We start from the raw sequence: 24845 nt of genomic DNA on the forward strand, positions 1-24845 counted from the left end.
CTCATGTCGAAATCGACATCACTCATGAACGTGAGCGGCCGCGCATATTCCAAGCGCAGCGCTTCGTTCGCCGTCAGCAGTCCACTGCCCAGAGGTGTCAGGCGCCACGCTCGCCCGATGACGCCGCATCCTCTGCAGAACTCGGGAATCCGGCGTTACCTTGTCCGCGGCTTACTGAACCCAAAGCACCTCGAACTGCTGCCGCGTTGGCGCCACCTCGATCGCCACCTCGTCCCCCTCGCACTTGCCGAGCAGGGCACGGCCCAGAGGTGCTTCGCTGCTGATGACCTGGACCGGCTGATCGCCGCTGGCCAACTTCATGCTGCCCCCGAACGGGCCGAGAAAGAGATGCTGCTGGTTGTCGTCGGCATCGGTCAGGCAGACCAACGCGCCGAGCTGTATGCCTTTGCTGGCGTCGTAGGGGAGCGGGCGGAACTGGCGCCAGTTGGCGATCGACTGGCGGATCGCTTCGGCGCGGCGGGCCTGGCCGGTGGCCAGGTAGGCGGCTTCGAGCCCCAGGGTGTCGTACTTGTTTTCGGCGATGTTCTCTTCGTGCGTCGCCGTTTCATGAGCCGTTCGCGCCGCCTGTTCGGCTTGCATCAAGTCTTCGGCGAGCCGCTCCAGCACCTGCTGCTGCAGCAAGAATTTGTCCATGATGAAAGCGGGGCATGTCGAACCGTCGGGGGCCGTATTTTGACGACGACAAGTGCCCCCAGTCTTTGGCCGCGCCACCCACGTTGACGAGCTCCGCGATGAAGCGGGGCCTCACCAGATCGCGTGGCGTGAAGACGAACTCATCCACGAAGAGGTCAGGCAGCTGAACCTTGCCGCCAGGACTGGCTGCCGGGCGACTGAACTTGACCTGGCCAGACGCGCGCGCCGCTTCTGGCGCCGTGCCTGGTCAACGCCGATCCTGAGCGAGTGGTTTTGAGGGCGACGAGGGCGTGCTGTCGGCCAGGGGCAGCCGTTGACGAAGGATCGGTGTCAGAGCAGCCACCTGGGCGAGCCTGAGTTCGGTGCTGGCCGCCGTGCTGCCGGTACGGCGCCGTACCCTGACAGCCGCGTGATGCCACCGCGGTCCGCACCGCCAGGGCGTGCAGCGGCTACGAACGCGCCGTCGGCGCGAACGCCGCAATGCGCAGCCGGCAAAAAACCTGGCCGGACTCAATCGTGCCGCCACAGATGGCCTCCATGCCCTCGTGGACGCCGCCTTGCGCATCGCGCACGCACAGGCAGGCCAGGCCCGGCGGCAGGCCGTTGAGCAGCCAGTACAGGCCGATCACCTCGCCTTCCGCACGCACCAGGTCCAGCAGGGCGATGTCGGCGTCGGGCTCGTCGCGGCACAACGCGGCGGCGAAGGCGCTCTCCAGTCGATCGGCGATGGGCCGCAGGGCTGGCGTCTGTGCAAGCAGCGCGAGTTCAGCGTCGAAGAGCCTCAGCGTGGGCATGGCATGCACTCCTTGCCGGTCGGCGCCGCGAGCAGCTCCACGACGTGATAGCTGTAGCCGGACTGCGGCCTCAGGCGGGGCCGCTGGTCACGGCAGAAGCCACTGCCGACCACCTCTCCCGAGCGGTCATGCGTCATCTCCCAATAGAAGCCGAAGACCGGCGCGCCGGGCGCCGAAGCCGGCGCGGTATGGAACTGACTTGGCATGACAACTCCCGTGTCGTGGGACGCGCGGTCGCCTACAAGCAGCCGCTCCTGTCCGCATAAACGTGGTCCGGCGCGTGAGACGGACAACTGAGTTAGGGATGGGTGACGCGCGGCCGTGCTTTCGCCAAGCGTCTGCATCGTCTTGCCGCATCCCAGGGGCGCGGTCAGCGGCAGCCGGGCTGCGCTTGTGACGGCTTCCAGCGCGGAACGCGAGCGGGCGCGTCAGCCCACCGCTGCCGGCCGCAATGGTCGGCTTACGGGTAGGCTGCCGCATTTCGGATCAATTGAAAGGTGCCTGCCCATGCACCAGGGTTCGTGCCACTGCGGCGCCGTGCGCCTGACTCTGCCGTCCACGCCGGACTCCGCGACATCCTGCAACTGCTCGCTGTGCCGCAGGATCGGCGGCCCCTGGGCGTATTTCGAGTGGGGCACGGTGAAGATCGAAGCAGCACCCGATGCGACGGAGTCCTACGTCCAGGGCGACCGGACTCTGCGCACGATCCGCTGCCGGCACTGCGGATGCGTCACGCACTGGGAGCCCATCCCTGCGGAGGCCGGCACCAGGCACGGCGTTCATCTCGGCAATTTCGATCCGAAGCTGATCGCGTCGGTACGCGTCCGCCGGTTCGACGGCGCAGACACATGGCGATTTCTGGACGAGTGAGGCGATATCGGCCATAACCCGCCGCTCATGAATGTCTGCTTACGGGCACCTCGACTTTGCCGAATCGCTTGGCTGGATGTCCCATACACCAATGCCAGAATGAACTTCGGCGCCGCCATCACGATCAGAGCATGCGATTCATGAGGAGTCTCTTCGCCAAGCGAAGTACACCCACGGCGGAACCATCCGAGCTTGGCCACGCCAGACCCGAGTTGACCCCCGAGGCTTGGCTGCTCGAACTCTTCAAGCGCCACGGGTTGGAGTCAAACGTCCATGACGGCTGGGTGCTTCCCAATGCTGAACTGCCAGCCATCCGCGGCACTTGGCACCCTGGCTATACACACGGTCGACTCGACATGCAGATCGTGGTGCGCGACGGCGTTGTCATCGAGGAGTGCTTCGGCGGTATCGGTGCGGGCGACGTCGGGTTGTCTGATGGGCTCCAGAACTTCACGATCAACGCATTTCACGTACTTCAGTCGTCCCTCTGGTCTTGCCACGACCCCGAGCAGGTCGAGATCGAAGAGTGGACCGTCGCCGGCCAACGTTTCAGCGCCTTCATCGGCAACATCGGTACGCGAAGTTCAAATGATGTCCGTCCGTCGATTCCGGCCAACTTCATGTCGCTGCTCGAAGCGGCGATCCGGACCGAGCCCCTTGAGCACGACCTGCACTGGTTCCGTGTTTATGTGGGGCAGGTGAACGGCGAATTCACGTTCGAGGCCTTGAAGGACAACGAGCCGTGGCTAAACGGCGCGAACGCATTGACGTCCTGCGCATGGAAGCCCCGCGACGCGTTCTACAGCGCTCGACTGTTCATCGTGCTTCGCCCGAATGACAGCTAAGGAAGATCTGCAAAACCTCTCGTCAATCCGACTGGCGTGCGGCCTGAGCGTCGTGGACGATGGTGGGCATGGACCAGATCACACTCGGCCTTGACCCACTGCCCAAGAAGACCCGCAAGGAGGTCTTCCTCGACGAGATGAACCAAGTCGTGCCGTGGGCGGAACTGGTGGGGCTCGTTCAGCCGCATGCGCGCGGCGCGCACCAGGCGCTGGGCGGTCGGCCGCCGTTTCCCATCGAGACCATGCTGCGCATCCACTGCCTGCAGCTGTGGTGGAACCTCAGCGACCCGGCGATGGAAGAAGAGCTGCACGAGCGCCCGCTGCACCGCCGCTTTGCCGGGCTGCAAGGCGCTGCGCGCATGCCTGACGAGACGACCATCCTGCGCTTTCGGCAGCCCCCAGCCTAAAACGATCACCGCCCCGAGCCCCGGCTCAGGCCGCCTCAAGCGCCTGGTTCAAGTCGGTCTTCAGGTCCTCGACATGCTCGATGCCGATGGACAGCCGCACGGTGTCCTCCGACACGCCGGCCTTGTCCAGCTCTGCCGGTGACAGCTGCCGGTGCGTCGTCGACGCCGGGTGCGTGGCCAGTGACTTCACGTCGCCGATGTTGACCAGCCGTGTGAAGAGCTGAAGCGCGTCCAGGAAGCGCGCGCCACGCTCGCGGCCTTCGCCCTCGACGTTAGTCACGCCTTTCAGCCCGAAGGTCAGGATGCCCGAGGCCTTGCCCGACAGGTATTTGCGCACCAACGCGTGGTCGGGGTGGTCTTCCAGGCCCGGGTAGTTGACCCAGCCGACCTTGGGATGCGTCTTGAGGTACCGCGCCAGCGCCAGCGCGTTGTCGCTGATGCGGTCCACGCGCAGCGCCAGCGTCTCGATGCCTTGCAGGATCAGGAAGGCGTTGAACGGCGACAGCGCCGCGCCCGTGTTGCGCAGCGGCACGACGCGCGCGCGGCCGATGTAGGCGGCCGGGCCCAGTGCTTCGGTGTAGACGACGCCGTGGTAGCTGGGGTCGGGCTCGTTCAGGCGCCTGAAACGGGCCTTGTGCTGGGCCTACGGGAACTTGCCCGAGTCGACGATGGCGCCGCCAATGCTGGTGCCGTGGCCGCCAAGGTACTTGGTCAGCGAGTGCACGACGATGTCGGCGCCATGCTCGATGGGGCGGCTGAGGTAGGGCGAGGGCACCGTGTTGTCGACGATGAGCGGCACGCCGTGCGCGTGGGCGATTGCGGCGATCTTCTCGATGTCGGTCACGTTGCCCTGCGGATTGCCGAGCGACTCGACGAACACGGCCCTGGTCTTCTCGTCGATCAGCGCGGCAAAGCTGTCGGGCTGGCGGTAGTCGGCGAACTTGGCGCTGATGCCGTACTGCGGCAGCGTGTGCGCCAGCAGGTTGTAGGTGCCGCCGTACAGCGCGCTGGACGCGACGATGTTGTCGCCCGCCTCGGCCAGCGTCAGGATGGCGTAGGTCACCGCCGCCTGGCCCGAGGCCACCGCCAGCGCGCCGATGCCGCCTTCGAGTGCCGCGACGCGCTTCTCCAGCACGTCGTTGGTGGGGTTCATGATGCGGCTGTAGATGTTGCCCGCCACCTTGAGGTCGAACAGGTCGGCGCCGTGCTGCGCGCTGTCGAAGGCGTAGGCGGCCGTCTGGTAGATCGGCACGGCCACGGCCTTGGTCGTGGGCTCGGGCGAATAGCCACCGTGGACGGAAATGGTCTCAAAGCGCCACGGCGCGGCGGGCTGGGTCATCAGGCACTCCTGGTTCAAGGGAGCGGGCAGGCTACGAGCCCGCCGCCCCGGCGCGAACTGAGGTTTGCGCATGTGCTCATGCGGCCGCGGCCTGTGGCGGCATGAGAGCGGGTTGAGCGGGGAAGCAGGGCGCCGCGAAGCAGCCGCTCAACCGCCGGTGGCCGGGGGCATTGCCCGCAGCGCCTGGCTGGCGGGGCTCGCGGGCTCGGGCTGACTCCGCTCCGGGCCTTGCCGATTGCACTGGCCCTGCCTCTCCACCCAGTAGACGACGTTGCCCGCCACGGCAACGCTGCCGGAAACAACGGCCGAAGTGGCAGCCACGAGGCCGTACAGCGCGAGCAGGCTGGCGCATTCAGCGTTGTTGTGGCAACTGGCCAGCGCACCGACCTGCTGCGTCTCCAGCGTCATGCGCCGCTCGACCACGTGACAGTCGGCGTTGTAGCTGCTGACGGTACGCGGCACGACCATGCAGCCGGAGACCGTTGCGAGCGCGAGGGCCGGCAAGACAGCCGTGGCGGCGAAGCGGGAACTGCGAATGGGCACGTCGCGGGCTGGGGAGTGATGTTCGAGCCCATTCTCATGGACGCCGCCGAGTGCGAGAACCGACGCCCGAGATTACCGAAGCACCACCATCCGCGGCTCACGGCCGATGGCGGAAGGGCGGCCTGAGCACGCCACCCGATGACCTGCCGCTGTGGCGCCCGCCGTCACACCGACATCCATCGCACCAGCGCCCTCGTCCGGCTTCGTAGCCCGGGCTGGCCAGTTGGAGCCCGCGCCCGACGTCCCGTGCGGGACAGCCTCGCGACGGTGCGGGCCCGCTGACCGGGCCCTACAGTTCCGCCAGGCCGCCGGACACACCGGCCGAGAGAATCCGCCATCGACTCGCCGCCACCACCCGTCAGCTTCTGCGAGGCCCTCCGCTTCTGGCTCAAGCTCGGCTTCATCAGCTTCGGCGGGCCGGCCGGGCAGATTGCGATCATGCACACCGAGCTCGTCGAGCGGCGCCGCTGGATCAGCGAGAAGCGCTTCCTGCACGCGCTGAACTACTGCATGGTGCTGCCCGGCCCGGAGGCGCAGCAGCTCGCCACCTACATCGGCTGGCTGATGCACCGCGGCTGGGGCGGCATCGTCGCCGGCGCGCTCTTCGTGCTGCCGTCGCTGGCCATCCTGATCGCGCTGTCGTGGGCCTACCTGGCCTTCGGCAAGCTGGCCGTCGTGGCGGGCCTGTTCTACGGCCTGAAACCTGCGGTGACGGCGCTGGTCGTGCACGCAGCCCACCGCATCGGCACGCGGGCACTGAAGAACGGCTGGCTGTGGGGCATCGCCGCGGCGGCCTTCGTCGCCCTTTTCGCGCTGGACGCGCCCTTCCCGCTCATCGTGCTGGGCGCCGCCGCCATCGGCCACGTCGGCGGCCGGCGCGCGCCGCAGGTGTTCGCCATCGGCGGCGGGCATGGCGCGGCCAAGGCCGGCTATGGCCCGGCCCTGATCGACGACGACACGCCCACACCGCCACACGCCCGATTCACGCGCGGCCGGCTCGCGCGCGTGCTGACCATCGGCCTCGGGCTGTGGGCGGCGGGCATGCTGACGCTGGTGACCGCCTGCGGCTGGGACGGCGCGCTGGCGCAGATGGGCTGGTTCTTCACGAAGGCCGCGCTGCTAACCTTCGGTGGCGCCTACGCGGTGCTGCCCTATGTCTACCAGGGCGCCGTGGAACACCACCAATGGCTGAGCGGCACGCAGATGATCGACGGCCTGGCCCTGGGCGAAACGACGCCGGGGCCGCTGATCATGGTGGTCGCCTTCGTCGGCTTCGTCGGCGGCTGGACGAAACAGCTGTTCGGCCCGGACACGCTGTTCCTCGCCGGCGCGGCGGCGGCCGGCGTCGTCACCTTCTTCACCTTCCTGCCGTCCTTCGTCTTCATCCTGGCCGGCGGGCCGGTGATCGAGTCCACGCACGGCAAGCTGCAGTTCACGGCGCCGCTGACGGCCATCACCGCCGCCGTCGTCGGCGTCATCCTGAACCTCGCGATGTTCTTCGCGGGGCATGTGCTGTGGCCGCAGGGCTGGAGCGGGCGCTTCGACTGGATTTCTGCACTGATCGCCGTGGGTGCCGGCGTGGCGCTGTTCCGTTTCAAGCTGGGTGTCATGCCGCTGCTGGGCCTGTGCGCGGCGCTGGGCTTCGGGCTGAGGCTGGCGGGGCTTGCTGGATAAGCAGCCTCGTCGTCGTTCGCGATGCGGCGCCCCCCAAACTTGGAACATTAGGCTCGAGCCGACGCCGCCCCACCCCTCCCTAAAATGCGCCGCCATGCGCGCCGCCCCCTGTCCCTTGACTGAAGCCCACCGGAGTTCTCCCATGAGCCGTGCCCTGACCTGGCCCCGCCTGCTGCCAGCCGGCCTCGCCTTGCTGCTGATCGCCGGGTGCGGTGGCGGTGGTGGCGGTGGTGGCAGCAGCACCCCGTCCACCGGGGCGCCGACCGTGACCGGCTGGAGCCAGCAGGCTTACGTCAAGGCACCCAATGCAGCAACAAATGCCAATTTCGGCTTCAGCATGGCCGTCAGTGGCGACACCCTCGTCGTAGGCGCGGTCGGTGAGTCCAGCAACCAGACCACCATCACCAACGGCAGCACCGCCAGCACCGACACGTCTGCCGTCAGTAGCGGGGCCGCCTACGTCTTCGTGCGCAACGGCACGACCTGGAGCCAGCAGGCCTACCTCAAGGCCCCCAACGCCGAGCAGGGCGACAAGTTTGGCATCAGCGTCGGCATCAGCGGCGACACCATCGTCGTCGGCGCCTCTAGCGAAAGCAGCAACCAGACCACCATCACCAACGGCAGCACCGCCAGCGCCGACAGCTCGGCCAGCGACGCCGGGGCCGCCTATGTCTTCGTGCGCAGCGGCACAACCTGGAGCCAACAGGCCTACCTCAAGGCGCCCAATGCCAGTGGCGGCTATAACTTCGGCGACAGCGTGGCCATCAGCGGGGACACCATCGTCGTCGGCTCCGCTTACGAAGCCAGCAGCCAGACCAGCGTCACCAATGGCAGCACCGCCAGTGCCGACACTTCGGCCCCAGCAGCCGGGGCAGCCTACGTCTTTGTGCGTAGCGGCACGAGTTGGAGCCAGCAGGCCTACCTGAAGGCCGCAAACGCCAACGCGCAAGACCTGTTTGGATCCAGCGTGGCTGTCAATGGCGACACCATTGTCGTCGGCGCCCCCTACGAGAGCAGCAGCCAAGCCACCATCACCAACGGCAGCACTGCCAGTGCCGACAACTCCGCCGCAGCCGCCGGTGCCGCCTATGTCTTCCTGCGCAACGGCACCACCTGGAGCCAGCAAGCCTATCTCAAGGCCGCGAATGCCGTTCAGAGCGTCTCCTTCGGCATGTCCGTGGCCATCAGCGGCGAGACCATCGTCGTGGGCACTCCGTACGAAGGCAGCAGCCAGACCACCATCACCAACGGCAGCACTGCCAGTGCCGACAACTCGGCCTACGGCGCCGGCGCGGCCTACGTCTTCCTGCGAAGCGGCACCACCTGGAGCCAGCAGGCATACCTGAAACCATCAAATAACAACGCCCAGAACGGCTTCGGCATCGGCGTGGCCATCAGTGGCGACACCGTCGCCGTCGGCGCCTTCGGGGAGAGCAGCAATCAGGCCACCATCACCAACGGCAACACGGCTAGCGCCGACCACTCGCTCTCGTCCTCTGGGGCGGGCTACGTCTTCGTACGCAACAGCACGACCTGGAGCCAGCAGGCCTACCTCAAGGCACCCAACCCCGATGCAAAGGACCGCTTCGGCTACGCAGTTGCCGTGTATGGCGACACCATTGCCGTCGGCGCCACTGGCGAAGCAAGCAGCCAGGCCACCATCACCAACGGCACCGGAGCCAGTTCCAACAACTCTCTGGAATCTGCCGGCGCGGCCTATGTCTTCAAGCGTGGCACCTGACGCATGACGGCTCCCGCCTCCGGCAGCAAGTCCGCCGCAGTGGCCTGGAGCGTGGCGGCCTCGCTGGCCGTCGCCCTCGCCGGCTCCTGGCTCTGGTTCCTGCGCACGCCGCCAGCGCCGTCGCTAGACCAGCAGCAGTTGCGCGCGCTGGCCGCCCAGGCTGCCAACCCACACCGGCCATCGACCCCGGCAGCCGCCTATCAGGACGAGGCCGTGAAGCCCACGATCCGCGAGCATGCGGCGGAGATCCAGAAGCCGTGGCTCGCCTATCTGGCAGGCAAGCCAGCCAGGTCGGAAGGCGCCGTGACGCTGAGCTGGACCATCGGCGCGGATGGCAGACCCACGCAGGTGGCCGTCACGCACAGCGACTTCGAGCAGGCAGCCCTCAACGAGGGCGTGCGCGCCGCGCTGGCGGCCATCGTCTTCCCACCCCCACCCGCCGGCCAGCCGCTGGCCGTGACGCACCAGCTGTTCTTCAAGCAGGAGCCGGCGGCCCGCTGAGCGCCGGCAGGCGCGCGAACAAGGCGAGCCCAGGTTGAACGAGCCGCAGGCCAGCTCGCCGACGACGCGGGCGCGGCATCATTCATGGATGCCCTCCGCGACCCGTAAACGAAAAGAGGGGTGGAGCTTACGAGCTCGACCCCTTGAAGGCCGCCGAACACCTCCAGACGGCGGCTCCTGAGACTCGGTTCAGGCCACCATCAGGCCGCGCCGCTCGGGGTGGCGCGGCCGGGCACGGCATCCAGCTCACCCGACGCCCGCGCCTTGCGGCCGTAGAAGATCTCGAACAGCGGCGTGGCCATCATGGTCGTGACGACCGCCATCAGCACCAGCATCGAGAACAGCGCCGGGCCGATGATGCCCTTTTGCAGGCCGATGTTGATGATGATGAGCTCCATCAGGCCACGCGAGTTCATCAGCGCGCCGATGCCCAGCGCCGTGCGGTTGTCCTCGCCGGCCATGCGGGCCGCCAGGTAGCAGGCACCGAACTTGGCGAGCACCGAGGCCACCAGCACGCCGCCGGCGATCAGCAGCAGCTGGGCCGAATTGATCATGTCCAGCCGCGTGTTCAGGCCCGAATAGGTGAAGAACATCGGCAGCAGCAGGATGACGGTGATCGGCTCCAGCTTCTTCTTCAGCTCGGCGGCGAACAGGCCGCGCGGCATGACGGCGCCGAGGATGAAGCCGCCGAAGATGGCATGGATGCCGACGGCGTCCATGACGAAGGCGGACACGCAGAAGGCGATCAGCGTGATGCCCAGCACCGTGTGGCTCATGTGGCCATCACGCTCGACCATGCGACCCAGCGGCGCCAGCAGCTTCTTGCCGAACAGCAGGATGAAGGCCGCCCACAGCACGCCGCCGCCGATGGCCAGCACCGCCACGCCCGGGCCGGCACCGAAGGCCGCCAGCACCAGGGCCAGCACGCACCACGAGGCCGCGTCGTCGAACGCACCGGCCGTCAGCGTGAGCGTGCCCAGCGACGTGTTGGCCAGGCCTTGCTCGTTGATGATGCGGGCCAGCATCGGAAAGGCCGTCAGTGCGATGCAGGCGCCCATGAACAACGTCGCGTTGGCCACCGAGATGCCTTCGGCAAACAGGCCTGGGATGCCCAGCAGGATGGGCGTGATGAGGAAGGCGATGAAGAACGGTGCCGCGATGCCGGAGATGGACACGCCGATGGCGCTCTTGGCCTTGGTGGCGAAGTGATCCAGCCGCAGCGTCGTGCCGACGAGGAACATGTACAGGCCCACCCCCAGCTGCGCGCCGGAGTACAGCACGCTGCGCATTTCCTTCGGGAAGATGGCCGCCTGCAGCTGCGGGAAGAACAGCCCCAGCAGCGACGGGCCGAGGATGACGCCCGCGATCATTTCGCCAACGACCTGCGGCTGGCCGAGGAACTTGCGGCCAGCCCAGCCCACCACGCGGCAGGCCAGCATGATCAGCCCGAGCTGCAGGAAGAAGTGGACGCTGAAGTCGCCCGGCGCGTAGGTCTGCGCGACCGCGGGTGCGGCTGGGCCATGCTTGGCGAACACGTCGCCCAGGATGGCAAGAAGATCGAATTCCATGGGTCTACCCTTTGGCTTTTTCTGTGGGGCCTCGCCGCTGGCCGCCTCGTCGGGCAGCATGGCGACAACGTTGTCTCCGGCTGGATCGCCTCAACGCAATCAGCTGCCATGCACTGTGCCAGCCGGGTTTCTGGTGTCCATGGGGTCGAACCGACGTGTACCTACGTACCTACCCTGGCTTTACGCCGATGTAGGCACGTAGGCACAATTGCAAACCATCATGAAGCTCCTCTCCAGCCGCGAGTTCAACCGCGACGTCAGCCTCGCCAAGCGCGCTGCTCAGGTGGAGCCGGTGTTGATCACCGATCGCGGCCAGCCCACGCACGTGCTGATGAGCATCGCCGAGTACCGCCGCCTGACCGGCGAGGGCGAGAGCATCCTGGAGCTGCTGGCCATGCCCGAGGCGGTCGCCATCGAGGCCGCCGACGCTGCGCCCGATGGCGCGTGGGACCACCGGGAGAACCTCTGATGTTCCTGCTCGACACCGGCATCGTGCTGGAGCTGCGCAAGGCCAAGGCCGGCCAGTCCGACGCCGGCCTCGCCGCGTGGGCCGCCGGGCTGCCGAGGCAGAAGCTGTTCATCTCGGCGCTGAACCTGCTGGAGATCGAGAGCGCCGCCGCCCGGCTGGCGCGCAAGGACCGCTCGGCGGGCCTCGTCGTGCGCGACTGGATCGACGAACGCGTGATGCCCGCCTTCGAGGGCCGCGTGCTGCCGGTGGACGCCGCCATCGTGCGCCGCCGCGCGCAGCTGCCCTACGCCAACACGCGCGACGGCCTGCTCGCCGCGACGGCGCTGGAGCACGGCCTGACCTTCGTGACGCACCGCGTCTCGGCCTTCCGCGCCGGCCGCGTGAAGCTGCTCAACCCGTCCGGCTACGTGGCCCAGCCCACCGAGGAAGACGAAGACTGGGCCCACGGCGCACAGACCGGCCACCAGTGGCTGAAGAACCTCTACGTAAGAGCATGAACAAGCGACGCATCCTCATCGTCGGCGGGGGCACCGCCGGCTGGCTGACCGCCGCCTACCTCGCCAAGGCGCTGCGGCTGTCCGAGCGCGAGCACCTCGACGTGACCGTGCTGGAGTCGCCCGACATCAGCAGCGTGGGCGTCGGCGAGGGCACCTTCCCCACCATCCGCAGCACGCTGCAGTTCCTCGGCATCGACGAGGCGCACTTCATCCGCGAGACGTCGGCGACGCTGAAGCAGGGCATCCGCTTCGTCGACTGGGCGCAGACGCCCACCGCTGGCCGGCACCAGCAGTTCCTCCATCCGTTCGAGGCGCCGTTCTACGCCGAGGACCTCAACCTCGTGCCCTACTGGCTGCTGCAGGACGAGGCGACGCGCCCGCCGTTCGCGCAGGCCATGACGCTGCAGCACCGCGTCGCCGAGGCGCAGCGCGCACCCAAGCGCGCCGGCGAGGCGCCCTACGCGGCGCCGCTGAACTACGCCTATCACTTCGACGCGCTCAAGCTCGCCAAGCTGCTGGCCGACCGCGCCCGCCAGCTGGGCGTGAAGCACGTGCAGGGCACGGTGACCGACGTGGCGCTGGACGCGCGCGGCGCCATCGCCCACCTGAACACGCCGCAAGGTCGCTTCGAGGCCGACCTCTACATCGACTGCACCGGCTTCAGCGCCGAGCTCATCGGCCGCGCGCTGGCGAGCCCGTTCAAGTCCTGCCGCGACCAGCTCTTCGCCGACCGCGCGCTCGCCTGCAAGCTGCCGCACGACGGACCGGACATCGAGAGCTGCACCGTCGCGACGGCGCACGAGGCCGGCTGGCTGTGGGACATCGGCCTGAACGGCGCGCGAGGCGTCGGCTGCGTCTACTCCAGCAGCCACATGAGCGACGAGCGCGCCGCCGACGTACTGCGCGCCTACTGCGGCCCCGGCCACGGCGACGTGGCGCTGCGCAGCATCCCGTTCGCGCCCGGCTACCGCGAGAAGCAGTGGGTGAAGAACTGCGTGGCCGTGGGCCTGTCGGCCGGCTTCCTCGAACCGCTGGAGGCCACCGGCCTCGTGCTCATCGAGGCCGCCGTCGGCATGATCGCCGAGATGCTGCCGCACAGCGGCCCGATGGAGGCACCGGCGCGGCGCTTCAACGAGCTGATGACGCTGCGCTTCGAGAACATCATCAACTTCCTGAAGCTGCACTACTGCCTGAGCAGGCGCAGCGAGCCGTTCTGGCGCGACAACGCCAACCCCGCCACCATCCCCGAGCGCCTGGCCGAGTTGCTGGAGCAGTGGCAGTTGCGCCCGCCGGGCCGCTTCGACTTCGTGCTGGACACCGAGACCTTCGCGTTCTTCAACTACCAGTACATCCTGTACGGCATGGGCTTCCGCACCGACCTCGGCGCGGGTCGCGCCGACTTCACGCAGGGCGCCGAGGCCGAGAAGCTGTTCGCCAAGATCCAGCGCTTCGCGGACCGCGCGCTGGTGGACCTGCCCAGCCATCGCTCGCTGATCCAACAGCTGAACGGGGAACCCCACACCCCGGCCCGCGCCGCTGCACGCGCGCGGGGCTGACCGCAGCCCGGGAGGGCGGCTTACGGATCGCCGGCCTGCGGGAGCAGCCAACGCTGGTGGGCGCAAGCCTGGCGTCTCGGCCAACGGCGTCAGTCAAGGTCACATTCCGCGACATGCCTCCGAAGAATCCCGTGTGGCGGCTTCGTCACGCATTCCGAAAACGACATAGATGGCGGCGAATAAGTGATATCTGAGGCATGTAACCCCTCCGTACCATCGCCTGCGCCGGCCCCAGAGAGGGCCGAGTCCACACACAAAGCCCCCGGAGACCCCATGCGGAAGAATCCCTTCACCCCCACCCGTCTGTGCCTGCTGATGCAGGCGGCGCTGCTGCTGCCCGCGGCCGCCCAGACGGCACCTAGTGACAACGCTGCCGACAAGCTCGACACCGTCGTCGTCAGCGGCATCCGCGCCTCGGTGCGCAAGGCGCTGGACATCAAGGAAGCGTCCAACAGCATGGTGGAGGTCATCGCCTCCGAAGACATCGGCAAGCTGCCCGACACCACCATCGCCGAATCGCTGGCCCGCCTGCCCAGCCTGTCCGCCGGCATCGACCGCGGCAACGCCAGCCAGATCGTTGCGCGCGGCCTCGGCCCTCGCTTCGTCGGCGCCACGCTGAACGGCCGCGAATTCGCGTCCTCCGAGCCCGACCGCGCCGTGCGCTTCGAGATGTTCCCGTCCGAGTCCGTGTCGGGCGCCACCGTCTACAAGACCCAGCAGGCCGACATCGCCGAAGGCGGCATCGCCACCACCATCGACCTGCAGACCGTCAGCCCGCTGGCCTACAAGAGCCGCGAGCTGTCGCTGAAGGCTGACGCCAACTACTACCAGCTCGGCAGCAAGATCGGCGGCGCCAAGACCTGGTCGCCCCGCCTGGGCGGCATCTACGTCGACCAGTTCGGCAACGGCGTGCTGGGCGTGGCGCTGGCCTTCAGCTACTACGACCAGCCCGTGCTGCAGGACGGCGTGCAGAACTGGGGCTTCGACAGCGGCAACGGCAACAAGAACGCCGCCATCGAGTCCTGGGGCTTCCAGAACGCCGTCAAGAACGGCACCAACAAGCGCAGCAGCGTGCTCGGCAAGATCGAGTTCAAGCCGGACAACACGTTCTCCCTGACCACCGACATCTACGCCGCCCGCTCCAACATCAAGGAGCAGCAGTACATCCACACGGCCGACACCTGCCAGTGGGCCAACAACGGCTGCGCGGCCGCGTACACCGGCGCTCCCACCGTCAACGGCGGCTACGTGACCGGCGGCACGCTGTCCAACGCGGCGCTGAAGACCATCAACGGCCTGTGGAAGCAGGACATGAAGGACTTCGCCACCGGCGTGAACGCGAAGTGGAAGTTCGACGACTGGCAGATCGACGCCGACCTGGCCCACTCCACCGCCGACCGCGACACGCTGTGGACGGCCGTCGAGCTGGACATGAACAACCCCGCCACCGGCACGCTGACCTGGAACTTCCCGAAGGACGGCTGGAGCACCTACAGCTTCAGCGCCGACAGCGGCAACCCGGCCAACTTCAACAACTGGACGGGCGAGACCTGGGGACCGACCTACGCCGGCACGCTGCACGACAAGCTGGATTCCCAGCAGGTCAACTTCACGCGCAAGCTGAACTTCGGCGACATCAACAAGCTCAAGTTCGGCCTGCGCGCCACGCAGCGCGAGAAGCAGTACGAGCAGACCTCGTGGGACTACAACTGGGTGCAGTTCAACACCAGCGACCTGAAGCGCGTGGCCGTGTCCGGCCGCCCCGATTTCGTCGCCTTCGGCAACGTCGAGGACGAGATCACCAAGCTCTTCGGCGCCTCGACCCTCAGCGCCGCCGGCCGCACGCCCACCACCAGCGACCTCGTCACCAAGGACTGGCGCGCCAAGGAGAGCAGCACCGCCGCCTTCGTGCAGGGTGACCTGAACGGCAGCGTTGGCGGCATGAGCTACCGCGGCAACGTCGGCCTGCGCGTCGTGCACACCAGCCAGACCGGCTACGGCAACTCGCTGATCAACAACGTGGTCACGCCCACGCAGGACGGCATCGCCTACACCCGTGCGCTGCCCAGCCTCAACCTCGTGCTGAGCCTGGACGAGAACGACGAGAACCAGCTGCGCCTCGGCGTGGCCCGCGCACTGTCGCGTGCGCCGCTGGACGTGATGACCTCCGCGCAGACCGTCACGACCGACCCCAACGGCGTGAACCCCACGATCGTCTCCGGCGGCAACCCGCGCCTGAAGCCCATGATGGCCGACCAGCTCGACGTGGCCTACCAGCACTACTTCGGCAAGGGCAACTTCTTCTCCGCCGGCCTGTTCTACAAGCAGGTCAAGGACTACATCGGCCTCGCCTCCGTGGCCTGCACCTATGCCGGCAAGGCGGCCTACTGCACGCAGCAGGTCAACCGCGACGGCGGCGACGTGCACGGCCTGGAGCTGGTCTACCAGCAGTCCTTCGCCAACGGCCTGGGGCTGATGGGCAACTACACCTACAGCACCGGCAACATCAAGGAGAACGGCGACCAGAGCGGCAAGACCTTCGTGCCCATCACGGCCAACGGCCTGATGCGCGGCAACGGCGGCCTGACGGTCTGGTACGAGCAGAACGGCTTCGAGGCCCGCGTGTCGGCCAACCGCCACACGGCCTACAACCGCGCGCCGACCTGGGACTCCACGCTGATCCAGCAGAACGGTGCCGAGACCTGGGTGTCGGTGAACCTGTCGCAGAAGCTTGGCGACCACGTCTCCGTGCGCTTCGGCATCGAGAACGCGACCAACCAGAAGGTCATCTACACCTACTCCAACGACCCGTACCGTCAGGAGAACTTCCAGTTCGGCCGCCGCTTCAACATCGGCGTGACCTACAAGCTGTGATCGGACCGGGCGCCGCCGTGGCGGCGCCTGCATCGGGTCGGCCGGCGGCCGCACAGCGTCGTTGCCCCCGCCCGGCTCCGCCCCGTGCACCATCCCCCAAGGCCTCGCGGCTCACCCCGCGGGGCCTTGGCCTTTCTGGCGCCCCGGGGCCGGCCTGCGGGCGCATCGCTCAACGCCTTGAGCGCACTGCGCCCGGGCCGCGCCTAGAGTCCTGCCAACTTCGGAGGCCGCCCGCATGAGGACGAGACGCGTGTTGACAACCGGGGGCCTGGTCCTCCTGTGCCTGCTGGCCCGGGCCGACGGCATGCCGCCGGGCGTCTGGACGCCCGACCAGCGCGATGGCAGCTACGTGAACCCGGTGCTCGCCGGCGACTACTCCGACCCGGACGTCGTCCGCGTCGGCGACGACTACTACCTCACCGCCTCCAGCTTCACGAACGTGCCGGGCCTGCCCATCCTGCACTCGCGCGATCTCGTCAACTGGACGCTGATCGGCCACGCGCTGGCGCGCAATGTGCCCGAGGCCCACCACGCCACCCCGCGCCGCGGTGGCGGCGTGTGGGCGCCCAGCATCCGCCACCACGGCGGACGCTTCGTCATCTACTACCCGGACCCGGACTTCGGCATCTTCATGGTCAGCGCCGCCGACGCACGCGGCCCGTGGACCCCGCCCGTGCTGGTGGACGCCACGCCCGGCGCCATCGACCCCGCGCCCTTCTGGGACGACGATGGCCAGGGCTGGCTCGTGTTCGCCTACGCGGCCTCGCGCGCCGGCTTCAACAACCGCATCGCGCTGCGCCGCCTGAACGCCGGCGGCACCCACACCGAGGGCGAGACGCGCGTCATCGTCAACGCCGATGAGCTGCCCAAGGCCAGGACCTCGCGCGGCGCGCTGCCCTGGTTCACGACCGAGGGCCCCAAGCTCTACAAGCGCGGCGGCTGGTACTACGTGTTCGCGCCGTCCGGCTCGGTCAAGGGCGGCTGGCAGGGGGTGTTCCGCTCGAGCCACATCGACGGCCCCTACGAAGCACGCAACGTCATGGACGAGGGCGACAGCGGCATCAACGGCCCGCACCAGGGCGCCTGGGTGGACACGCCGTCGGGCCAGGACTGGTTCCTGCACTTCCAGGACGGCGACAGCTACGGCCGCCGCGTGCTGCTGCAGCCGATGCGCTGGACGGCCGACGGCTGGCCCATCATCGGTGAGCCCAAGCCCGGCCAGACCTGGGGCGAGCCCGTCGCGCGCCATCGCAAGCCCGACCTGCCGACGCAACCCGTCGCCGTGCCCGTCGTCGATGACGACTTTGCCAACGGCCCGCACCTGGGCTGGCAGTGGAGCGCCAACCCGATGGACGACTGGCTGGACGCCAGCGTGCACGGCCGGCTGCGGCTGAAGTCCATCTCGTCCTCCGCCAACCTGTGGGAGGCCGGCCAGCTGCTGACGCAGAAGCTGCCGGGCGAGAGCTTCTCGGCCACCACGCGGCTCAGCCTCGCACCGCGCGCCGTCGGCGAACGCGCCGGCCTGCTCGTCATGGGCTACGACTACGGCTGGATCGGCCTGGAAAACACGGCCGACGGCCTGCGCCTCGTGCAGGTCACGCGGCTGAAGGCCGACCTGGGCCAGCACCAGCCGCCGCTGCAGCAGAGTTCGGAGACGGTGCTGACGGCACCGCTCCAGGTGGACGGCCCGGTCCACGTGCGCGTCAGCCTGAGCCCCGTCGTCGTGCCCACGCTGCCGCCCCGGGAGCTGCACTACGGGCCGGCCATGCTGCGCTCGGTCAACGCGCAGGTGCGCTTCAGCTACAGCCTGGACGGCGTCCACTTCACGCCCCTCGGCCCCGGCTTCACCGCGTTGCCTGGGCGCTGGGTGGGCACGCAGATCGGCCTGTTCGCGCAAGCACCCGCCGGCACGCCGGCCCATACGGCAACGCGGGTGGGCTGGGCGGAGTTCGAGTTCTTCCGCGTGACGCCTTGACGCCGTGACGCGCGGCGCCCGCCGGGCCCGTCATTCGGCACACGGCTGCGTCAGCCGCTCCGGCCCGCCCGCGTCGGACACCGCAGGACCGGCGAGGGGTTCAGGCCCCTCCCGACAGCGAATCGGCCTGCGTGATCACGCTGCCCGGCGCGACGCTGCGCGTCAGCCACACGTTGCCGCCGATGACCGAGCCGCGGCCGATGGTGACGCGGCCCAGCACCGTCGCCCCGGCGTAGATGACGACCTCGTCCTCGACGATGGGATGGCGCGGCTGGCCCTTGAGTGGGTTGCCGTCGCCGTCGGTGGGGAAGCTCTTGGCGCCCAGCGTGACGTTCTGGTAGATGCGAACACCGCGCCCGAGGATGGCCGTCTCGCCGACGACGACGCCGGTGCCGTGATCGATGAAGCAGCCCGCGCCGATGGTGGCGCCGGGGTGGATGTCGATGCCGGTGTCGGCATGCGCGAGCTCGGCGACGACGCGCGCGATCAGCGGCAGGCCCAGGCCGTACAGCTCGTGCGCGAGACGGTGGCTGATGAGCGCGCGCAGGCCCGGGTAGCACAGCAGCACCTCGTCGACGCTGCGCGCCGCGGGGTCGCCCTGGTAGGCGGCGAGCACGTCGCTGTCCAGCAGCTCGCGCACGGTCGGCAGCGTGCGCAGGAAGCTCGCGGCCAGCGCGCCGGCATCGCCAGCGGGCGCATCGGCACCACGCTGGCGGGCGTCGTGGCGCAACTCCAGCGCAATCTGCTGGCGCAGCGTCACCATCGCGCTGCCCAGCGTGTGGCCGACGTAGAAGTCCTCGTTCTCGGGCCGCAGCGTCGGCGGGCCGAGACGCATCGGAAACAGCGCGCCGGACAGGCACTGCACCATGCCGGCCAGCAGCTCACGCGACGGCAGCTCGCGGCCGTCGCCGCCGCGCCGGTGGGCGTCGCGCCAGCGCAGGCGGGCGGCGCGCAGGGCTTCGACGACGGCGGGCAGGTCGTCGCCAGGGACAGGGGGTAGCAGTGAAGTCATGCCTGCAATATGCCCCAATCACGGCGGCCGCGGCGATGGCACCCTAGGTGCACAGCCTGATCCCGCCACCTCCGCCGCCAAAGCTCAACCCGCCGCCACCTCCGGTGCCCGCACCACTCCCACTGCCACCGCCGCTGGTGACGCCGGTGGCCTGCGCCGTCGACGGCACGCCGCGCCACTTGCCCATCGAGCGCTTGATGGTGCCGTCGGGCAGGCGCTCCACTTTCACGCACAGCTCGGGGTTCAGGCCCATGGCGATGCGCTCCTCGAAGGTGGGCTTGGGCGTGTTGCTGCGAGGGTCGTGCACAGCCTCGTTGGAGCCCAGCGAGCCCAGCAGCACCTCGCGCGACGGTTTCAGCGACAGCGACGCGGCCTGCCCCGCGCTGCCGGATGCGGCGCTCGCCACGCTGCCCATGCCGGCGGCATCGGCCACACCGGCCGACGCGGCAGCGGCAGGCACCGGCACCAGCACGCTGCTCACCGCGGTGGGCTCTGCCGGCCGGGCGGGCTCGACGACCGGCCGGCGAGGAGGCGTGACCGCCGGCGCGGCGGCGGCCTGGGCTCGCGCGGCATGTTCGCGCCGTTCGGGGATCAGCCGGATCGAGATGGGCTCACGCGCCCCGGCGTCGTCACGCGGCGCAGACTGCCGGACCTGCCAGGCGGCCAGCAGCACCAGCACATGGCTCGCACAGACGGCCGACGCGGCGATGGCGCGGCGCCTGCGCATGGAGACCGCTGCCGTCACTCGTCGCGCCCCGCGCAGGCCCACGGGTCGTCGACGTCGGCGCTGAAGACGGCGCGCGCCAGCAGGCCGGGGTGCGGCTCGACCAGGCTCAGCAGCGGCCAGACCAGCGACAGGAGGACGAACAGCGCCACAACGGTCCGCGCGAAGACCCGGCCGCTGACCAGGAGCCAGTCCCGCCAGAAGGCCACGGGCGGGCAGAAAGGAAACTTCATGGCTCTGGGCAGGTACGGCAATCAGCGAACGACACGTGATGCTAGGAATGCCGTGTGTTGCCTGAGGTTCGGCAAGGTTAGGTTGGGTAAAGCCAGGGCCTGCTGGGGCTGCGGCAACGGGTCCGTTGCCTCGGCCCCAACAGGCCTAGTCCTTCGGCAGCGTCATGACCATGCGCAGCCCGCCCCCTTCACGCAGCTCGGCGCGGATGCGCCCGCCATGCAGCGCGAACGCACGCTGCGCGATGGCCAGGCCCAGGCCCACGCCCTGCACGTTCTCCGAGCCGGCCACGCGCGCGAAGGGCTGAAAGATGGCGTCCAGCATGTCGGCGGGCACGCCCTTGCCGCGGTCCTCGACGGTGCAGGTCAGGCATTGCCCCACCTCGTCGACCGTCGCCTTGACCGCGACCTCGGCGCCCGCCGCATTGAACTTGATCGCGTTGCGGATGACGTTCTCGTAGGCGCGGTACAGCAGCTCGCCATGCACCTGTGCGACGAACTCGCCGGGCGCATCCAGCCGCACCGACTGGCCCCGCGCCTGGGCCTCGAAGTGCGCGTCGTCGGCGATGGCCTGCAGCAGCTCGACGACGTCGATGCGGCTGGCCGGCGGCACGGCCGCGCCGGCCTCCAGGCGGTGCCAGGTCAGCAGCTCCTCGATGAGGCCGTCCAGCCGCTGGCTCTCGCGCTCGATGCGGTCCAGCATGGGCTCGAAGCTGGCCGGGTCCTGCCGCACGAGGCCGATGGCGACCTGCAGCCGCGCCAGCGGCGAGCGCAGCTCGTGCGAGATGTCGTGCAGCAGTTGCTGGCGCGACTCGGTCAGCTGCTGCAGCTGGCGCGCCATGCGGTCGAAGTCACCGGCCAGGTCGACGATCTCGTCGTCGCGCCCGCCCATGCGGTGCTGCACGCGCGTGCCGAGGTGGCCGTCGGCCACCTGGTGCAGCGCCCAGCTCAGGTGGCGGATGGGCCGCGACAGGTACCAGGCCAGGCCCGCGCTGGTCAGCAGCATCGTCAGCAGGCCGGCCGTGAAGGGCACGAGCGGGATGACGCCGAACAGCAGGTCGTCGCTGTGCGGCGGCGGCGGGCGGCCGGTCAGGTGGAAGTAGCTGACGACGCTGACCAGCGTCAGCACCATGCCGATCCACTGCGACAGGAAGAACTTCCAGAACAGCCGGCCGGGGCGGCGCGTGCCGGTCATGGTCAATCGACCAGCAGCTGGTAGCCGCGGCCGCGCACGCTCTGTATCCACGACTGCCCGTCGCCGCGCAGGCCCAGCTTCTGGCGGATGCTGCTGATGTGCACGTCGATGCGGCGGTCGAAGCGCGCCAGCGGCTGGCCGAAGGCCTGCAGCGAGATCTCCTGCTTGCTGACAAGCTGGCCGGCGTGGCGCGCCAGCACCTCCAGCAGCGTGAACTCGGTACCGGTCAGCTCCAGCGGCTGGCCCTGCCACGTGGCGCTGCGGCTGCCGGGCGACAAGGCCAGCGGGCCGGCCTGCAGCGACCTGGTGCCGCTGGCGACCGGCGCAGCGGGCGCGGGCCCGCGGCCTTCGGTGCGGCGCAGGATGGCGCGGATGCGCGCCACCAGCTCGCCGGGCGTGCAGGGTTTGGGCACGTAGTCGTCGGCGCCCATGTCCAGGCCCACGATGCGGTCGATGTTGTCGCCACGCGCCGTCAGCATCAGCACCGGCACGGGGCTGATGGTGCGGATGCGGCGCAGCGCTTCGACACCGGACAGGCGCGGCATCATGATGTCGAGGATGACGATGCTGTAGGGCGGGTCGCTGGGGCGGGTGGCCTCCAGCACGCCAGCCTCGCCATCGTGCACGGCGTGCACGTCGAAGCCCTCGCGCATCAGGTACTGCGACAGCATGGTGGTGAGGTCGACGTCGTCGTCGACAAGCAGAACCTTGTTCATCGGTACCCAGTATCCGTGGCACACCCCGCATCGGGCACGGCGTTTTACCCACCTTAACCCTGTCGGATACCGCTTAACCGACGTGCTCCCTAGCATGGGCTCCAACAGGTATCCCATGTACAAAGCACCGCTTCCACGCGCACTCTCGGCCGCCTGCGCCGCGCTCACGCTGGCCCTGGCCGGCTGCGCGATCGGGCCGACCTATCGCGCCCCCGCACCCGCCACCGCGGCGACCTGGCATGCGCCCGCGCCGCACGACGGCAACGCCGTCTCGCTGCAGGACTGGTGGGCCCAGTTCAACGACGCCGCGCTGACGCAGTTCATCGCGTGGGCCGAGGCCGGCAGCCCGACACTGACGCAGGCCTGGGCCAGCATCGAGAAGGCCCGCGCCACGCTGACGACGACGCGCGCCGGCGCCCTGCCCTCGGTCACCGCCTCCGCCGGCGCCACACGCGGCGGCACCACCGGCACGGCCACGACGACGACCCGCAGCGCCGGGCTGGATGCGTCGTGGGAGGTCGACCTGTTCGGCCGCGTGCGCCGCAACGCCGAGGCCGCCAGCGCCCGCGTCGAGGCGCGCGAGGCGGACTGGCATGACGCCCGCGTGTCGCTGGCCGCCGAGGTGGCCGACACCTATGTGCAGTACCGCGCCTGCGGCCTGCTGGCCGACGCCTACGAACGCGAACTCGACTCCGTGGCGAAGACGGAAGCCACGACCGCGACGATGGTGCAGGCGGGCTTCACGGCCCCGTCCGACGGCGCGCTCGCGCGGGCCAGCCTGGCCAGCAGCCGCTCCACCGCCATCAACCAGCGCGCGCAGTGCGCGCTGCTGCTGAAGTCGCTGGTCTACCTGACCGGCCGCGACGAGCCCGAACTGCTGGCCACGATGGCCGCGGGCAGCACGGCCGTGCCGCAGCCCGCACACCTCAGCGTGGACAGCGTGCCAGCCCAGGTCTTGCGCCAGCGGCCCGACCTGGCCTCGCTGGAACGCGAGCTGGCCGCCAGCAGCGCCGAGATCGGTGCGGCGCAGGCCGACCTTTATCCCAGCCTGTCGCTGAGCGGCGCCATCACGCGCAGCCTCGGCCAGAGCCTGACGACCTGGTCGTTCGGGCCGGCGCTGTCGATGTCGCTGTTCGACGGCGGCGCCAGGCGCGCGGCGGTGGACAGCGCCAACGCCAGCTACACCAGCGCGCTGGCCGGCTACCAGCAGGGCGTGCGCGCCGCAGTGCGCGAGGTGGAGAACGCGCTCGTCAACCTCGACAGCACGCGCCAGCGCGCCACCGAGGCGCACCAGGCCGCCGAGGAATACCGCCGCTACTTCAACGCCACCGAGGCCAACTGGCGCGCCGGCACGGCCAGCCTGTTGAGCCTGGAGGACGCGCGGCGCTCCGCGCTGTCCGCCGAAATCACCGACCTGACGCTGGCGCAGAGCCAGGTCAGCGACTGGATCGCCCTCTACAAGGCCCTCGGCGGCGGCTGGACACCCGGCGCCGCGGTCACCACGAACAAGAACGGAGCCCAGCCTTGAACCGGCCCACTCGCATCTCCTCGCCCGGCACTCTTCGCACCATCTCGGCTGCCGCGCTGCTCATCCTCACCGCCTGCAGCAAGCCCGCCGACGGCGGCCCCTCGGCAGCCGCCAGCGCGCCCAGCGTGCTGACAGTGGAGGTCGCGTCGCCGACCACGCTGCAATGGCCGCAGACCCTGCAGGCCAACGGTGCACTGGCGGCCTGGCAGGAAGTCATCGTCGCCCCCGAGACCGGCGGCCTGCGAATCGCCGAGCTGGCGGTGGACGTGGGCACGCGCGTGCGCAAGGGCCAGTTGCTCGCCCGCCTGGCCGACGAGAGCCTGCAGAACGACCTGCACAAGCAGCAGGCCGTCGTCGCGCAGGCGCAGGCGACGCTGGACCAGGCCGCGTCCAACGTGCAGCGCGCCAAGGTCGCGGAGAACAGCGGCGGTCTGTCGGCACAGGCCATCGAGCAGTACCGCATCAGCGAGGCCACGTCGCGTGCCGCGCTGGCATCGGCCAAGGCCGATCTGGACGCGACGCAGCTCAAGCTGCGCCAGACCCGCATCGTCGCGCCGGACGACGGCATCGTCTCCACGCGCACCGGCGTGCTGGGCAACGTCGTGTCGGCCGGCACGGAGCTGTTCCGTCTCGTGCGGCAGAGCCGTGTCGAGTGGCGCGCCGAAGTCGACGCGCGCCAGTTGGCCGTCATCAAGCAAGGCCAGCACGCCCACGTCACGCTGCCCACCGGCCAGGCCGTGGACGGCAAGGTGCGCCTGGTCGGCCCGGTGCTGAGCACCGACACCGGCCGCGCGCTGGTCTATGTCGCGCTGCCGACCGACAGTGCCGCCCGCGTGGGCATGTTCGCAAGCGGTACCGTGGAGCTGCCGGCAACGCCGGCGCTGACGCTGCCGCAGAGCGCGCTGGTGTCGCGCGATGGCCGCGACTACGTCTACACGGTCGACAGCGCCAGCAAGGCGCACAGCGTCGTCGTCACGGTGGGCCGGCGCCAGCAGCAGCGCGTGGAGGTGCTGGGCGGCGTGCCGGCGAACGCGCGCATCGTGGCCGGTGGCGGCGCCTTCCTGTCGGACGGCGCCCAGGTGACGGTGGTCGCAGCGGCAGCCTCCGCGGCCTCGCGTTGATCGGAGCCGCAC

22 protein-coding genes and 2 pseudogenes are annotated in these 24845 nt (G+C 69.3%); 13 read left to right on the plus strand and 11 right to left on the minus strand.

Going from position 1 to position 24845, the window contains the following annotated elements:
• Nucleotides 1–171 precede the first annotated feature (171 nt).
• The 3 genes from ACG04R_RS06340 to ACG04R_RS06350 all read right to left on the minus strand — a co-directional run bounded on the left by ACG04R_RS06340 (nt 172) and on the right by ACG04R_RS06350 (nt 1654).
• The gene (locus ACG04R_RS06340; protein ID WP_394407301.1) at nt 172–654 is read right to left on the minus strand and encodes a GreA/GreB family elongation factor; all 483 of its coding nucleotides are present in this window, start codon (nt 652–654) and stop codon (nt 172–174) included.
• A 449-nt stretch (nt 655–1103) separates the two neighbouring features.
• Complete coding sequence (locus tag ACG04R_RS06345) at nt 1104–1448, minus strand: hypothetical protein (protein ID WP_394407302.1); 345 nt, start codon at nt 1446–1448, stop codon at nt 1104–1106.
• Nucleotides 1436–1654 (minus strand): hypothetical protein, encoded by a 219-nt coding sequence (locus tag ACG04R_RS06350; RefSeq protein ID WP_394407303.1) that lies wholly within the window; start codon nt 1652–1654, stop codon nt 1436–1438. Before ACG04R_RS06350 ends, ACG04R_RS06345 begins: the two co-directional genes overlap by 13 nt.
• Nucleotides 1655–1955: 301 nt before the next feature.
• Here ACG04R_RS06350 and ACG04R_RS06355 point away from each other — a divergent pair, with 301 nt between their 5' ends.
• The 3 genes and pseudogenes from ACG04R_RS06355 to ACG04R_RS06365 all read left to right on the plus strand — a co-directional run.
• Nucleotides 1956–2318, plus strand: coding sequence for a GFA family protein (locus ACG04R_RS06355; RefSeq protein ID WP_474103419.1), 363 nt, complete (start codon nt 1956–1958; stop codon nt 2316–2318).
• Nucleotides 2319–2458: 140 nt separating this feature from the next.
• Nucleotides 2459–3163 (plus strand): DUF6348 family protein, encoded by a 705-nt coding sequence (locus ACG04R_RS06360; protein ID WP_394407305.1) that lies wholly within the window; start codon nt 2459–2461, stop codon nt 3161–3163.
• Nucleotides 3164–3231: 68 nt separating this feature from the next.
• A pseudogene (locus ACG04R_RS06365) lies at nt 3232–3555 on the plus strand (transposase); the annotation flags it as partial.
• Between the two features lie 40 nt (nt 3556–3595).
• Here ACG04R_RS06365 and ACG04R_RS06370 read toward each other — a convergent pair.
• Nucleotides 3596–4909 (minus strand): annotated as a pseudogene (locus ACG04R_RS06370) (O-acetylhomoserine aminocarboxypropyltransferase/cysteine synthase family protein).
• 147 nt (nt 4910–5056) lie between these two features.
• Nucleotides 5057–5452: a hypothetical protein gene (locus ACG04R_RS06375; RefSeq protein ID WP_394407306.1), complete on the minus strand. Its 396-nt coding sequence runs from the start codon at nt 5450–5452 to the stop codon at nt 5057–5059.
• 336 nt (nt 5453–5788) lie between these two features.
• On the opposite strand from ACG04R_RS06375, the gene chrA reads away from it, so the two are divergent.
• From chrA to ACG04R_RS06390, 3 genes are all read left to right on the plus strand, one after another.
• Nucleotides 5789–7126, plus strand: coding sequence for a chromate efflux transporter (gene chrA, locus ACG04R_RS06380; RefSeq protein WP_394408284.1), 1338 nt, complete (start codon nt 5789–5791; stop codon nt 7124–7126).
• 142 nt (nt 7127–7268) lie between these two features.
• The gene (locus tag ACG04R_RS06385) at nt 7269–8867 is read left to right on the plus strand and encodes an FG-GAP repeat protein (RefSeq protein WP_394407307.1); all 1599 of its coding nucleotides are present in this window, start codon (nt 7269–7271) and stop codon (nt 8865–8867) included.
• Nucleotides 8868–8870: 3 nt separating this feature from the next.
• Nucleotides 8871–9368, plus strand: a complete 498-nt coding sequence (locus ACG04R_RS06390; protein WP_394407308.1) for a TonB family protein — start codon at nt 8871–8873, stop codon at nt 9366–9368.
• A 200-nt stretch (nt 9369–9568) separates the two neighbouring features.
• Here the strand turns inward: ACG04R_RS06390 and ACG04R_RS06395 are convergent, their stop codons facing one another.
• On the minus strand, nt 9569–10936 hold the full coding sequence (locus ACG04R_RS06395; RefSeq protein ID WP_394407309.1) for a cation:proton antiporter: 1368 nt from the start codon (nt 10934–10936) through the stop codon (nt 9569–9571).
• A gap of 220 nt (nt 10937–11156) precedes the next feature.
• Between ACG04R_RS06395 and ACG04R_RS06400 the strand changes: the two genes are divergently transcribed.
• From ACG04R_RS06400 to ACG04R_RS06420, 5 genes are all read left to right on the plus strand, one after another.
• On the plus strand, nt 11157–11405 hold the full coding sequence (locus tag ACG04R_RS06400) for a type II toxin-antitoxin system Phd/YefM family antitoxin (RefSeq protein ID WP_394407310.1): 249 nt from the start codon (nt 11157–11159) through the stop codon (nt 11403–11405).
• Nucleotides 11405–11902, plus strand: a complete 498-nt coding sequence (locus tag ACG04R_RS06405; RefSeq protein ID WP_394407311.1) for a PIN domain-containing protein — start codon at nt 11405–11407, stop codon at nt 11900–11902. Before ACG04R_RS06400 ends, ACG04R_RS06405 begins: the two co-directional genes overlap by 1 nt.
• Nucleotides 11899–13458 (plus strand): tryptophan halogenase family protein, encoded by a 1560-nt coding sequence (locus ACG04R_RS06410; protein ID WP_394407312.1) that lies wholly within the window; start codon nt 11899–11901, stop codon nt 13456–13458. The genes ACG04R_RS06405 and ACG04R_RS06410 overlap by 4 nt, the downstream gene beginning before the upstream one ends.
• Nucleotides 13459–13731: 273 nt before the next feature.
• On the plus strand, nt 13732–16332 hold the full coding sequence (locus tag ACG04R_RS06415; protein ID WP_394407313.1) for a TonB-dependent receptor: 2601 nt from the start codon (nt 13732–13734) through the stop codon (nt 16330–16332).
• Between the two features lie 235 nt (nt 16333–16567).
• Nucleotides 16568–18307 (plus strand): glycoside hydrolase family 43 protein, encoded by a 1740-nt coding sequence (locus ACG04R_RS06420; protein ID WP_394407314.1) that lies wholly within the window; start codon nt 16568–16570, stop codon nt 18305–18307.
• A 100-nt stretch (nt 18308–18407) separates the two neighbouring features.
• Here ACG04R_RS06420 and epsC read toward each other — a convergent pair whose 3' ends face one another.
• From epsC to ACG04R_RS06445, 5 genes are all read right to left on the minus strand, one after another.
• Nucleotides 18408–19319 carry a serine O-acetyltransferase EpsC gene (gene epsC / locus ACG04R_RS06425; protein WP_394407315.1) on the minus strand — a complete coding sequence of 304 codons (912 nt, stop codon included), beginning with the start codon at nt 19317–19319 and terminating at the stop codon, nt 18408–18410.
• A 43-nt stretch (nt 19320–19362) separates the two neighbouring features.
• Nucleotides 19363–20046, minus strand: a complete 684-nt coding sequence (locus tag ACG04R_RS06430; RefSeq protein ID WP_394407316.1) for a hypothetical protein — start codon at nt 20044–20046, stop codon at nt 19363–19365.
• Nucleotides 20047–20060: 14 nt separating this feature from the next.
• Nucleotides 20061–20276 carry a hypothetical protein gene (locus tag ACG04R_RS06435; protein ID WP_394407317.1) on the minus strand — a complete coding sequence of 72 codons (216 nt, stop codon included), beginning with the start codon at nt 20274–20276 and terminating at the stop codon, nt 20061–20063.
• A 145-nt stretch (nt 20277–20421) separates the two neighbouring features.
• Nucleotides 20422–21468, minus strand: a complete 1047-nt coding sequence (locus tag ACG04R_RS06440; protein WP_394407318.1) for a HAMP domain-containing sensor histidine kinase — start codon at nt 21466–21468, stop codon at nt 20422–20424.
• A gap of 2 nt (nt 21469–21470) precedes the next feature.
• Nucleotides 21471–22184, minus strand: coding sequence for a response regulator (locus ACG04R_RS06445; RefSeq protein WP_394407319.1), 714 nt, complete (start codon nt 22182–22184; stop codon nt 21471–21473).
• A gap of 115 nt (nt 22185–22299) precedes the next feature.
• Here ACG04R_RS06445 and ACG04R_RS06450 point away from each other — a divergent pair, with 115 nt between their 5' ends.
• Nucleotides 22300–23712, plus strand: a complete 1413-nt coding sequence (locus ACG04R_RS06450; RefSeq protein ID WP_394407320.1) for an efflux transporter outer membrane subunit — start codon at nt 22300–22302, stop codon at nt 23710–23712.
• A complete protein-coding gene (locus tag ACG04R_RS06455) occupies nt 23709–24833 on the plus strand; it encodes an efflux RND transporter periplasmic adaptor subunit (protein WP_394407321.1) in 1125 nt (374 codons plus the stop codon). The genes ACG04R_RS06450 and ACG04R_RS06455 overlap by 4 nt, the downstream gene beginning before the upstream one ends.
• Nucleotides 24834–24845 lie beyond the last annotated feature (12 nt).

The organism is Pelomonas candidula (genome assembly GCF_043555985.1).
GTDB lineage: Bacteria > Pseudomonadota > Gammaproteobacteria > Burkholderiales > Burkholderiaceae_C > Pelomonas > Pelomonas candidula.

Excerpts from the sequence above, each read along its gene's own strand:
- ACG04R_RS06340 (WP_394407301.1), bottom strand. The coding sequence starts at position 654 with ATGGACAAATTCTTGCTGCAGCAGCAGGTGCTGGAGCGGCTCGCCGAA.
- ACG04R_RS06345 (WP_394407302.1), bottom strand. The coding sequence starts at position 1,448 with ATGCCCACGCTGAGGCTCTTCGACGCTGAACTCGCGCTGCTTGCACAG.
- ACG04R_RS06350 (WP_394407303.1), bottom strand. The coding sequence starts at position 1,654 with ATGCCAAGTCAGTTCCATACCGCGCCGGCTTCGGCGCCCGGCGCGCCG.
- ACG04R_RS06355 (WP_474103419.1), top strand. The coding sequence starts at position 1,956 with ATGCACCAGGGTTCGTGCCACTGCGGCGCCGTGCGCCTGACTCTGCCG.
- ACG04R_RS06360 (WP_394407305.1), top strand. The coding sequence starts at position 2,459 with ATGAGGAGTCTCTTCGCCAAGCGAAGTACACCCACGGCGGAACCATCC.
- ACG04R_RS06385 (WP_394407307.1), top strand. The coding sequence starts at position 7,269 with ATGAGCCGTGCCCTGACCTGGCCCCGCCTGCTGCCAGCCGGCCTCGCC.
- ACG04R_RS06390 (WP_394407308.1), top strand. The coding sequence starts at position 8,871 with ATGACGGCTCCCGCCTCCGGCAGCAAGTCCGCCGCAGTGGCCTGGAGC.
- ACG04R_RS06395 (WP_394407309.1), bottom strand. The coding sequence starts at position 10,936 with ATGGAATTCGATCTTCTTGCCATCCTGGGCGACGTGTTCGCCAAGCAT.
- ACG04R_RS06400 (WP_394407310.1), top strand. The coding sequence starts at position 11,157 with ATGAAGCTCCTCTCCAGCCGCGAGTTCAACCGCGACGTCAGCCTCGCC.
- ACG04R_RS06405 (WP_394407311.1), top strand. The coding sequence starts at position 11,405 with ATGTTCCTGCTCGACACCGGCATCGTGCTGGAGCTGCGCAAGGCCAAG.
- ACG04R_RS06410 (WP_394407312.1), top strand. The coding sequence starts at position 11,899 with ATGAACAAGCGACGCATCCTCATCGTCGGCGGGGGCACCGCCGGCTGG.
- ACG04R_RS06415 (WP_394407313.1), top strand. The coding sequence starts at position 13,732 with ATGCGGAAGAATCCCTTCACCCCCACCCGTCTGTGCCTGCTGATGCAG.
- ACG04R_RS06420 (WP_394407314.1), top strand. The coding sequence starts at position 16,568 with ATGAGGACGAGACGCGTGTTGACAACCGGGGGCCTGGTCCTCCTGTGC.
- epsC (WP_394407315.1), bottom strand. The coding sequence starts at position 19,319 with ATGACTTCACTGCTACCCCCTGTCCCTGGCGACGACCTGCCCGCCGTC.
- ACG04R_RS06430 (WP_394407316.1), bottom strand. The coding sequence starts at position 20,046 with ATGCGCAGGCGCCGCGCCATCGCCGCGTCGGCCGTCTGTGCGAGCCAT.
- ACG04R_RS06435 (WP_394407317.1), bottom strand. The coding sequence starts at position 20,276 with ATGAAGTTTCCTTTCTGCCCGCCCGTGGCCTTCTGGCGGGACTGGCTC.
- ACG04R_RS06440 (WP_394407318.1), bottom strand. The coding sequence starts at position 21,468 with ATGACCGGCACGCGCCGCCCCGGCCGGCTGTTCTGGAAGTTCTTCCTG.
- ACG04R_RS06445 (WP_394407319.1), bottom strand. The coding sequence starts at position 22,184 with ATGAACAAGGTTCTGCTTGTCGACGACGACGTCGACCTCACCACCATG.
- ACG04R_RS06450 (WP_394407320.1), top strand. The coding sequence starts at position 22,300 with ATGTACAAAGCACCGCTTCCACGCGCACTCTCGGCCGCCTGCGCCGCG.